6 protein-coding genes and 1 tRNA gene are annotated in these 10,362 nt (G+C 74.2%); all 7 read right to left on the bottom strand.

The genetic code is table 11. From position 1 onward, the window contains the following. Nucleotides 1-22 precede the first annotated feature (22 nt). The 7 genes from pth to I598_RS15790 all read right to left on the bottom strand — a co-directional run bounded on the left by pth (nt 23) and on the right by I598_RS15790 (nt 10,153). The gene (gene pth / locus I598_RS15820; RefSeq protein WP_068204039.1) at nt 23-628 is read right to left on the bottom strand and encodes an aminoacyl-tRNA hydrolase; all 606 of its coding nucleotides are present in this window, start codon (nt 626-628) and stop codon (nt 23-25) included. 113 nt (nt 629-741) lie between these two features. Then, entirely contained in the window at nt 742-1,344 is a 603-nt protein-coding gene (locus I598_RS15815) for a 50S ribosomal protein L25/general stress protein Ctc (RefSeq protein ID WP_068205363.1), read from the bottom strand. A 301-nt stretch (nt 1,345-1,645) separates the two neighbouring features. Beyond that, entirely contained in the window at nt 1,646-2,848 is a 1,203-nt protein-coding gene (locus I598_RS15810) for a glycosyltransferase (protein ID WP_083973402.1), read from the bottom strand. Further along, a complete protein-coding gene (locus I598_RS15805) occupies nt 2,845-7,140 on the bottom strand; it encodes a LamG-like jellyroll fold domain-containing protein (RefSeq protein WP_068204034.1) in 4,296 nt (1,431 codons plus the stop codon). The genes I598_RS15810 and I598_RS15805 overlap by 4 nt, the downstream gene beginning before the upstream one ends. Before the next feature lie 193 nt (nt 7,141-7,333). After that, nucleotides 7,334-8,317, bottom strand: coding sequence for a ribose-phosphate diphosphokinase (locus I598_RS15800; RefSeq protein WP_068204032.1), 984 nt, complete (start codon nt 8,315-8,317; stop codon nt 7,334-7,336). A 52-nt stretch (nt 8,318-8,369) separates the two neighbouring features. Then, nucleotides 8,370-9,947 (bottom strand): bifunctional UDP-N-acetylglucosamine diphosphorylase/glucosamine-1-phosphate N-acetyltransferase GlmU, encoded by a 1,578-nt coding sequence (gene glmU, locus I598_RS15795; protein WP_068205362.1) that lies wholly within the window; start codon nt 9,945-9,947, stop codon nt 8,370-8,372. A 134-nt stretch (nt 9,948-10,081) separates the two neighbouring features. Further along, a tRNA-Gln gene (locus tag I598_RS15790) sits at nt 10,082-10,153 on the bottom strand. Nucleotides 10,154-10,362 lie beyond the last annotated feature (209 nt).

Genomic DNA, 10,362 nt, shown 5'->3' with positions numbered 1-10,362 from the left:
CGTGCTCCCGCGTCGACGCAGGTCAGGGACGCGCGGCGTGGAACCGGCCCTGGGCGGCCAGCAGCCCGTCCACCAGGACCATCTCGACGGCGTCGGCGGCGTCGTCGACGAGGATCGGCAGGTCCTTGCGCTCGCCTGCCGAGAAGTCCTTGAGGACGTGGTCGGCGGTGTCCATCCGGCCCGGCGGGCGGCCGACGCCGACGCGCACGCGGGTGTAGTCCTTCGTGCCGAGGGCCTTGGAGATGTCGCGCAGCCCGTTGTGGCCGCCCTCGCCGCCACCGGTCTTCAGCTTGATGGTGTCGAAGGGGATGTCGACCTCGTCGTGCACCACCAGCACGTGGTCGGCGTCGATGCCGTAGTACTGCGCGAGCCCGGCCGTGGGGCCGCCGGACGTGTTCATGTAGGTCGACGGCTTGGCGAGCACGACCCGCGGTCCGGGGGCGCCGCCGGGCAGCACGCCGAGGCGCGCCTCGGCGACCATCGCCTGCGCGCGGGGGTGGCGGGCGAACCGGGCGCCCGTGCGCCCGGCGAGGACGTCGAGGACCATCTGGCCGACGTTGTGGCGGTTGCCGGCGTACTTCGGGCCGGGGTTGCCGAGCCCGACGACGAGCCACGGGGAGTCGGTCATGGGCACATCCTTCCATCGGGCGCGTCGCGCCGGGCATGCAGAACGCCCGACGGCGGCTCGGGGCCGCCGTCGGGCGTCGCTGGGTCTGCGGGTGCTCCGCGAAGACCGTCAGATCACTCGGCGGAGGCCTCGGAGGAGGACTCGGCGGCCGAGGCCTCGGACTCGTCGTCCGCCGCCTCGCCGCGCGGCTCGGTGATGAGGACGACGGCGTACTCCGGCTCGGTGAGCAGCGTGACGCCCTCGGGGAGCTCGACGTCGCCGGCCGTGATGGTGTCGCCGGCCGGACGGCCCTCGATGGAGACCTCGAACGACTCGGGGATGCTCGTGGCGGGAGCCTCGACGGACAGGACCTGCGACTCGACCAGGTGGATGGTGCCCGGGGCGGACTCGCCCACGACGTGCACGGCGACGTCGACGGCGATCTTCTCGCCCTGGCGGACGAGCAGCAGGTCGATGTGCTCGATCTCGGGACGCCACGGGTGACGCTGGACGTCCTTGACGACGGCGAGCTCGGTGCGGTCACCGATGGTGAGCGAGAGCAGCGCGTTGGTGTGGCGCACGGCGAGCATCGTCTGGTGGCCCGGGAGGGTGAGGTGGACCGGGTCCGCGCCGTGGCCGTACAGGACCGCGGGGATGTTGTTCGCGCGGCGGATGCGGCGGGCGGCACCCTTGCCGAACTCGGTGCGGGTCTCGGCGGTGAGCTTGATCTCGGACACGTGGATCACTCCTGCGGAAGTCGATGGTGCCGACGACCAGAGGGAGCCGTCGACTGTCCGCGCGGGGACCGGCGGACGGGCGGCTGCGTCGGCGTGGGACGTGTGACGGACTGACCGTGGACGCCGCGGTGCTGACGTGCAGCACCAGCAGCCGCCCAGTCGATCACGGACGTCCGACGGACCGAGCGTGCGGTGCGCACCGTCCTGCTGGACCGGTGCCCGTCAGACGTCCCTCGCCGAGGCAACCGGTCGAGTATAGCCGCCGGCGCCGCCGGGGCGGAACGCCCCGAGGTGTGACGTCTCAGACTCCCTCGCGCGCCGACCCTCCCGGCTCGACGCCGATCGTCCCGCCCGGCGCGCCGGGCACCACCGCCGACCGCTCCGCGCGCCGCGGCCGGTAGACGACCTGCGCCTGGAAGACGAAACGCACGACGAAGGCCACCAGGATCAGCGCCGCCTGCACGATCTCCGGGTGCGGGACCGCGCGCTCGACGATCCACCACAGCAGCAGCGTCCGCAGCGCGGCCTCCGTCCCGTTGAAGGCGAACGACCGCCCGAACCGGCCCCAGAACCCGTGGACGCCGTCGCGCAGGTCCGCGAACACGAACCGCTCCTGCAACCAGAAGTTCGTGACGATCGTCAGCACGTTGGCCGCCACGACGGCCGGCAGGTAGTGCACACCGGCGGACTGCAGACCGGCCAGGATCGCAAGGTTCAGCACGGCGCCCAGCGCCCCGATGAGGGCGAACGGCGAGAGCCGGCCGAACCGGAGCAGCACCAGCTGCTGGACGTAGCGCAGGCCGTTCGACACCGTCGCCTTGGACCGTCCCGCGAACCGCTCGCCGAACACGAACGGCTCCTCCACCACCGACAGCCGCTGGCGGGCGAGCAGCTCCAGCAGGATCTTGAAGCCGCGCGGACGCAGCACCGACAGGTCGACCCGCGCGGGCCGCACCACGAAGAAGCCCGTCATCGGGTCGCTGACCTCGCGCAGCCGCACGGGGAACATCGACCGGGCGAGCAGCCCGGACACCCGCGAGACCGCCTTGCGCCACGGCCCGTCCAGCCCCCCGGCGTCCCCCTTGCCGGTGTAGCGCGAGGCCACCACCACGTCGGCACCCGTCTCCGCCGCCGCGGCGAGCAGCGCCGGCACCATCTCCGGCGGGTGCTGGAGGTCGCCGTCCATCACGACGACCAGCTCGCCCCGCGCGGCCCGCAGGCCGTCGACCACCGCCCCCGACAGGCCGCCGACGGGTTCCGCCCGGTGGACCAGCCGGACCGGCAGGTCGGCGACCGCCGCCCGCCGGCGCACGACGTCGGGGGTGTCGTCGGTCGAGTCGTCGACGAAGAGCACCTCGGCGTCGACCCCGTCGAGGGCGACCGTCAGCCGGCGCACGAGCTCGTCGACGTTCGGCCCCTCGTTGAACGTGGGCACCACGACGGTGACCTCCGCGCCCCGGGAGCCTCCGCCGTCCTCGTCCGTGCCGCCGGCCGCGGCGCTCACGATGCCTGGTCCGTGAACAGGGTCGACACCTCGGCCCCGGACAGGGCCCGGCCGTAGAGACGCACGTCGTCGACCGCCCCACGCACCGCCCGTGTCCCGTCGGACTCCGCACCGATCCCGATCCCGAGCGAGCTCGTCCCGATCGCGGACGGGCCGGGCCGCGAACCCTGCAGCACCCCGTCGACGTAGAAGCGCATCGTCGTCCCGTCGTACGTCCCCACCAGGAGCGTCCACGTCGTCCCGTCCGTCGGGTAGCTCGCGGACCCGTCGAGGCGGAACCCGTCACCCGACGACGCGTGGTTGAAGCGCAGGAACGGGCGACCGCTCGACGCGAGGCCGAGCTCGAAGCCGTTCGTCGTCCCCTGGAGCGCCTTCTTCACCACGTACTGCGTCGCCACCCGCTCCGGGCGGACCCACGCCGCGACGGTCATCGGTCCCGACAGCCGGAGGTCCGGTGCGTCCGGCACCAGGGCATAGCCGGTCGACCCGTTGAACCGCAGCGCCTGGCCCGAGACCCCCGCGACCCACGTCGAACCGCCGAGCACCTGGCCGGGCGCGCCCGTCCCGGTGGCGTCCGCCACGACGGTGCCGGTGCCCTCGTCGAGGGTCCAGCTGCGCAGCAGCCCGGGTGCGGGCGTCGGCGTGGGGCTGGGCGTCGGAGTGGGCGTGGGCGTCACGCTCGGCGTCGGCGCGGGTGTCGGCGTCGGCGTGGGCGTGGGCGTGACGGTCGGTGTCGGCGTGGGCGTGGGCGTCACGCTGGGCGACGGCGACGGCGACGGCGACACGGACGGCGACGGCGTCGGGCTGGCAGACGGCGTGGGCGTCGGCGTCGGTGTCGGCTGCGTGCCGTAGACCGCCGCGACGTCCTCGCCGCCCAGCGCGCGGGAGTAGACGCGCACGTCGTCGATCCGACCGGTCATGGGGCGGAAGCCGTCCGCCCCGGAACCCACCACCAGGGGCAGGTCGTTCGCGACCACCCCGGACGGGCCCGCCACCGTCCCCTCGAGCCGCCCGTCGACGTACAGCCGCAGGCTGGACCCGTCGTAGGTGCCGACGAGGCTCGTCCACGTGCCGTTGGTCGGCGGCCTGGTGGTCCCGTTCACCCGGTACCCGTCGCCCGAGGACGCCTGGTTGACCCGCAGGAACGGCACGCCGCTGTTGGACAGACCGAGCTCGTACCCGTCGACCGTGTTCTGCGACGCCTTCTTCACGACGTACTGGGTCCGGGTCGCCCCCGGTCGCACCCACGCCCCGACGGTGAAGCCCGCCGACACGTCGAGCGCGTCGGCGTCGGGGACCACGGCGTAGCCGGTGCCGCCGGACAGCGACAGCGCCGTCGTCCCGCCCCGCCCCTCGGCCCACGTCGCGTCGCCGACCAGGAGTGCGTCGTGCCCCCAGCCGGAGGAGTCGGCGGCCGCCGTGCCGCTCCCCTCGTCGAACGACCAGGCCCCGACCACGCCGTCGGCGTTGCCGACCGAGACGACGACGGTCGCCGGCGCGGACCACGTGGTGCCGTCCGAGACCCGGAACGTGAACGAGTCGGAGCCCGCGACCGTGCCGGGCACGTAGGTGAACGCCCCCGTGGCGGGGGTCAGGCTCAGCGTGCCGCCGGTCGGCTGGTCGACCACCTCGAAGGCGGTCACGGGGTCGCCCGTCGCCCGGCTCTCGAGGACGCCCGACACCGGCTGGCCGACGGTCGTCGACCAGGCGCCGGGCAGCGCGAGCGGGCCGGTGTCGACCGGTCCCCCGGCGGCCAGCGCGGCGATCTCCGCGGCGTCGAGCCCGCGGTCGAACACGCGGACCGCGTCCACCGCGCCGTCGAGGGAGCGGTCGCCGTTCGCGTCGGCGCCGATCGTCAGCGGCAGGTCGTTGACCGGGACCGACGTCGGACCGGCGACCGACGCCGCCAGGACCCCGTCGACGTAGAGCCGCACCGTGGAGCCGTCGTACGTGCCGGCCAGGTGGACCCAGGTCGCGCCGTCCGCGGGCACGGACGCCGCCGCCTCCGCCTGGTAGCGGTCGTCCTGCGTCGCCTTCGCCAGCCGGACGTACGGCCGACCCGTGCTCGACAGCCCGAGCGCCCACCCGTCGACGGTGGACCGGATCGCCTTCTTCACGACGTACTGGCTGCGGTGGGTGTCGACGCGCACCCGTGCCGCGACCGTGAGCTGCTCCGTCGTGTCGAGGACGGGCGAGTCCGGCACCTCGACGTAGCCCGTCGAACCGTCGAACGACACCGCGCCCGAGCCGTCGGCGCCGTCGACCCGTTGCGTCCCGCCGCGCAGCAGCCCGTCACCGTGCCACCCGGAGGCGTCCGTCGCGACGAGCCCCGTCCCCTCGTCGAAGTCCCACGCCCCGACGAGCCCGTCCCCGTCGCCGACCCGGACGGTGACGACGCCGGGCTGCGACCACTCGCCGCCGGCGCCCACCCGATAGGTGAACGAGTCGATGCCCTGGTCCGGCCCCGGGGTGTAGGTGAACGCCCCGGTCGCCGGGTCGAGCGCGGTGACCTGCCCGGTCGCGGGTGCCTGCACGATCTCGAACTTCAGGGGCCCGCCGTCCGGCGACGACCCGGGCAGGGTCGCGACCACCGGCTCGCCGACCTGGGTGGAGAACGAGGCGTCCCGGGCCTGCGGCGCCGACGGGTCGACCCAGGTCAGGCGCGCCACCCGCGCCGCGGACGACGACGCGGCGGCCACCTGCGTCGCGCCCGCGGCCTGGGTCCGGCTGCCGGAGGGGTTGTTCCACCGCCCGTCCATGACCGTGGTGGCCTGGCCGGTGAAGGTCGGGGCGGCGAGCGACGTCTCCTTCTCGAGGATGTCGTCGAGCTCCGTGCTGGCCGTGTAGACCACGCGGAGCCGACCGGTCGCCTCGTCGATCTGCACGACCGGCCGGGTGCCGCGGGTGTCCACCCGGCGCATCGGGTCCCACGTGCCGTCGGGGTGGCGCACCAGGAGCCCGACCACCGTCTGCGACGACGAGTCGTAGGACGTCTTCACGGCCGCGTACAGGGTCCCGTCGGAGGCGACCGCCAGGTTGAGGTGGTCGTCCGCCATCCCGCCGCCGACGTTGAGCGCGCTGGACCCCGCGGGGACCTCGTCGGCCGTCCACGTCGTCGGCGACGCCCCGTCGACGTGCGTGCGGAAGCCGAACCGGCGCGTGCTCTGGTTGGACCAGAGCACACCGATCCGACCGCCCGGCAGGGCGCGGACGGCCCCGATGTCGTCCGGCTGGATTCCGTTGGCGATCGTCACCGGCTCGGAGAAGGTGGCGTAGGGCGCGTCGGCGTACCGCGCCTGGATCGCGGAGTCGGTGTCCCAGACCACCCACATACGGCCCGTGGAGTCGACGTCGAGCGTCGCCGTCTCGCTCTGCGGCAGGGACACGACCGTGGCGGCGGCGCGGCCCGGCCAGGTGCCGTAGCCCGCGGTCGCCGGGTCGTAGCGCAGGGACACGAGCGAGGAGACGGGCCCGTGCAGCAGGACGTGGAGGTCGTCGCCGTCGGGGTGGACGTCCGCCCGGACGTCGGTGCGGTCGGAGACCTGCAGGACGTTCGACCAGCTCCCCGTGGTCGGGTCCTGCCGCCAGACCCAGGTGCCGCGCGGGGTGGTCGCCGTCGAGGCGAGCACGGTCCACCAGGTCCCGGCGTGCGACCAGGTCTTCGACTGGGGCTTCTCGCCCGTGTTCCCGGCGACGGGGATCGACGACACGGTCAGCTGCTGCTCGACGGCGGGCGGGGCCTCGGCGACGGCCTGCGGTGCGGGCTCCCAGGTCAGCTGGACGAGCGACTCCTCCGGCGCCTCGTCGGCCGCCGCCGACACCTCGACGGAGTACTCCTGGCCGGCGATCGCCTCGACGGTCACCGCGGACGTGGCGACGTCGCCCTCGTCGTCGTTGCTCGCCACGAGCCGACCTTCGGCCGAGCCCTCGCGCACGCGGAGCACCGTGTCGAGCTCGCTGCCGTGCGTGGTGAACCTGACCGGCGCGGTGGCGGGGGCGGTCCACGACCACCACAGCGTCCGGGCGACGTGGGAGGAGCCCTCGGGTCCGCCCTCGCCCCGGGGGAAGTTGACGACGAGGTCCTGCCCGGTGCCACCGCCCACGGTCCGGGCGTCGACGGGCGCGTCCCCGACGACGGGACCGTCCGGGGCCTTGGCGACCTGCACGGGCGGAACGGCCGGACCGGACACCGCCACGGACCCGGTGCCCGCCACGCCCAGCGCGACCAGGAGGGCGACGACACCCGCCGCGGCCCGGCGCCGGCGCCGCAGCAGGTTGGATTCCCCAGTCATCGGCTTCCCGCTCTTCCGTCGCCCGCCGTCCCGCCCCACCTGGATGGCGGGGCATCGCCGCGTACGTGCCTAGCCCTGATCGAACCACCGCGGGGTCCGGCGGAGGTAAGGCCTGGCACGCTTTTCACCCGTGGGCCCCGCGGACTTCACCCGGGTTCCGGGTACGCGGTCCGCGGGGCGGGTGACGGCGTGGTCAGGAGTTGCCGTCGAACAGCGACGTGACGGAGCCGTCGTCGAAGACCTCGCGGATGGCGCGGGCGATGAGCGGCGCGATGGACAGCACGGTGAGGCCGTCGAAACGCTTCTCGGTGGCGATGGGCAGGGTGTCGGTGACGACGACCTCGCTGGCGCCGCACTCGGAGAGGCGCTGCGCGGCCGGGTCGGACAGGACGCCGTGGGTGGCGGCGACGACCACGGACTTCGCGCCGGCCGACATGATGACGTTGACGGCCTCGGCGATGGTGCCGCCGGTGTCGATGAGGTCGTCGACGAGCACGCACTCGCGACCCTCGACGTCACCGACCACGCGGTTGGCGACGGCCTGGTTGGGGCGCGTGACGTCGCGCGTCTTGTGGACGAACGCGAGCGGGCAGCCGCCGAGCTTGTCGGCCCACTGCTCGGCGACGCGGATGCGGCCGGCGTCCGGGGAGACGACGGCGACGTTGGACAGGTCGACGCGGGAGCGCACGTAGTCCGTCAGGACGGGCATGGCCCACAGGTGGTCGACGGGGCCGTCGAAGAAGCCCTGGATCTGCGGGGTGTGCAGGTCGACGCTCATGATGCGGTCGGCGCCGGCGGTGCGGAGCATGTCGGCCACCAGGCGGGCGGAGATGGGCTCGCGGCCGCGGCTCTTCTTGTCCTGGCGCGCGTACGCGTAGAACGGCGCGACGACGGTCACGGAGCGGGCGGAGGCCCGCTTGGCGGCGTCGACCATGAGCAGGTGCTCCATGAGCCACTGGTTCACCGGGGCGGTGTGGCTCTGCAGCAGGAAGATGTCGGTGCCGCGGACCGACTCCCCGAAGCGCACGTAGGTCTCGCTGTTCGCGAAGTCGTACGCGGAGACGGGCAGCAGCCCGATGCCCAGCTCCTTCGCGACGGCCTCGGCGAGCTCGGGGTGCGCGCGCCCGGATGCGAGGACGAGGGTGCGCTCACCGGTGCCGGGGATCGAGGTGTTCATCAGCGGGGGTTCCTTCGGTTTGCTGCTCGGGTGCGGGGCAGGGGGGCTGAGGTCAGGCGGACTCGGTCGAGCCGGACGCGTCGTCGGGCACCACGGGGATCGCCCCCGTGAGGGCATTGTGCTCGGCGAGCTCACGCCTCGCCTGCGCACCGAGACCGTCGGGCGACGTGCCGAGGGAGCGGGCGGCGGCGTCGGCGGCGGGGGTGGCGGGACGGCGGCGCTCGACCCAGCCCTCGACGTTCTTCTGCTGGGCGCGGCTCACGCCGAGGGCGCCGGCGGGCACGTCGCGGGTGATGATGCTGCCGGCCGCGGTGTAGGCGCCGTCGCCGACGGTGACGGGGGCGACGAACATGTTGTCGGCCCCGGTGCGCGCGTGGGAGCCGATGACGGTGCGGTGCTTGGCGACGCCGTCGTAGTTGACGGTGACGGACGCGGCGCCGATGTTGGTGCCCTCGCCGATGGTGGCGTCGCCGACGTAGCTCAGGTGCGGGACCTTGGAGCCCTCGCCGATCTCGGCGTTCTTCGTCTCCACGAAGGTGCCGATCTTGCCCTTCGCGCCGAGCACCGTGTTCGGGCGGAGGTAGGCGAAGGGGCCGACGGACGCGCCGGCGCCGACGACGGACAGCGAGCCGTGCGTGCGCACGACGGTCGCACCCTCCCCCACCTCGACGTCGGTCAGGGTGGTGTCGGGGCCGATGGTGGCGCCGGTGGCGACGACGGTCGCGCCGTGCAGCTGGGTGCCGGGCAGCAGCGTGACGTCGGGGGCCAGCTCGACGTCCACGTCGACCCAGGTGGTGGCGGGGTCGACGACGGTGACGCCCGCGCGCATCCAGCCGTCCAGGACGCGGCGGTTGAGCTCGGCGCCGAGGGTGGCGAGCGCGACCCGGTCGTTGACGCCCTCGACGACCATCGGGTCGTCGCTGAGCAGGGCGCGCACGTGGCCGCCCTCGGCGCCGGCGGAGGCGACGACGTCGGTGAGGTAGACCTCGCCCTGCGCGTTGTCGGTGCCGAGGCCGGCGAGACCGCGGCGCAGCACGGCGGCGTCGAACACGTAGACGGACGAGTTGATCTCGCGGATCTCGAGCTGGGCGGGCGTGGCGTCCCGGTGCTCGACGATCCCGACGACGTCCCCGGTGCCGGGCTCGCGCACGATGCGGCCGTAGCCGGTGGCGTCGGCGACCTCGGTGGTGAGGATCGTGACGGCGTTGCCGTCCGCGTGGTGGGCGGCCAGCAGCTCGGCCAGCGTGGCGCCGTCGAGCAGCGGGATGTCGCCGGCGAGCACGACGACGGCGCCGTCGAGGCCGTCGCCGAGGGGGTGGTCGGCGCCGTCCGCGTGGTCGTCGTGGACGTCGTCGACGTGCGCGAGCTCGGCCGCGCGGGCGGCGTGCACGCGGGCGTCGAGGGCGTCGAGGGCGCACTGCACGGCGCGGCCGGTCCCGGGGACCTCGTCCTGGTCGACGACGAGCGCGGACCCGTCGAGGGCGGTCGCGGCGGCGGCGACGAGGTCGCGCTCGTGCCGGACCACGACGGCGAGGTGCGCGGGCTCGAGCTCGCGGGCGGCCGTCATGGCGTGCCCGAGCATGGTGCGACCGCCGACGGCGTGCAGGATCTTCGGCGTCGCGGACTTCATGCGCGTGCCCTGCCCTGCGGCGAGGACGACGACGGCCGTGGGGTGCGGCGTCGTCGGTGCGGTCGGGTTCTGGTCGCCGTCAGGGGCAGTGGGAACCACCGGTGCTCCGTCTCGTTGTCGGGTACTCGGGCGCGCTCCGCCCCCAGGACTCGAACCTGGACCAAGGGCACCAAAAACCCTTGTGCTGCCGATTACACCAAGGCGGAACGGTCGCGGTCCGGCGGCATCCCCGGCCCGACCCGAGGGTCCGACCGGCCGCACGGACGCACGTCCGGTCTCAGTGTGCCAGGTCCGTGCGGATGAACGGTGTGCGTCTGCCGGGTGGACGGGAGGTCGGCGCAGTGGCCTCGGCCACAGCCTCGTCGCCGTCTCGTGGTGCGCGCGCCGGATACGGGCACAATGGGCACATGCCTTC

This window comes from Isoptericola dokdonensis DS-3, assembly GCF_001636295.1.
Lineage (GTDB): Bacteria > Actinomycetota > Actinomycetes > Actinomycetales > Cellulomonadaceae > Isoptericola > Isoptericola dokdonensis.
This window is presented reverse-complemented; position numbering and strand designations above follow the sequence as displayed.

What these genes read in the sequence shown, in the direction of transcription:
- pth (WP_068204039.1), bottom strand. Translation starts at nt 628, where the DNA reads ATGACCGACTCCCCGTGGCTCGTCGTCGGGCTCGGCAACCCCGGCCCG.
- I598_RS15805 (WP_068204034.1), bottom strand. Translation starts at nt 7,140, where the DNA reads ATGACTGGGGAATCCAACCTGCTGCGGCGCCGGCGCCGGGCCGCGGCG.
- I598_RS15800 (WP_068204032.1), bottom strand. Translation starts at nt 8,317, where the DNA reads ATGAACACCTCGATCCCCGGCACCGGTGAGCGCACCCTCGTCCTCGCA.
- glmU (WP_068205362.1), bottom strand. Translation starts at nt 9,947, where the DNA reads ATGAAGTCCGCGACGCCGAAGATCCTGCACGCCGTCGGCGGTCGCACC.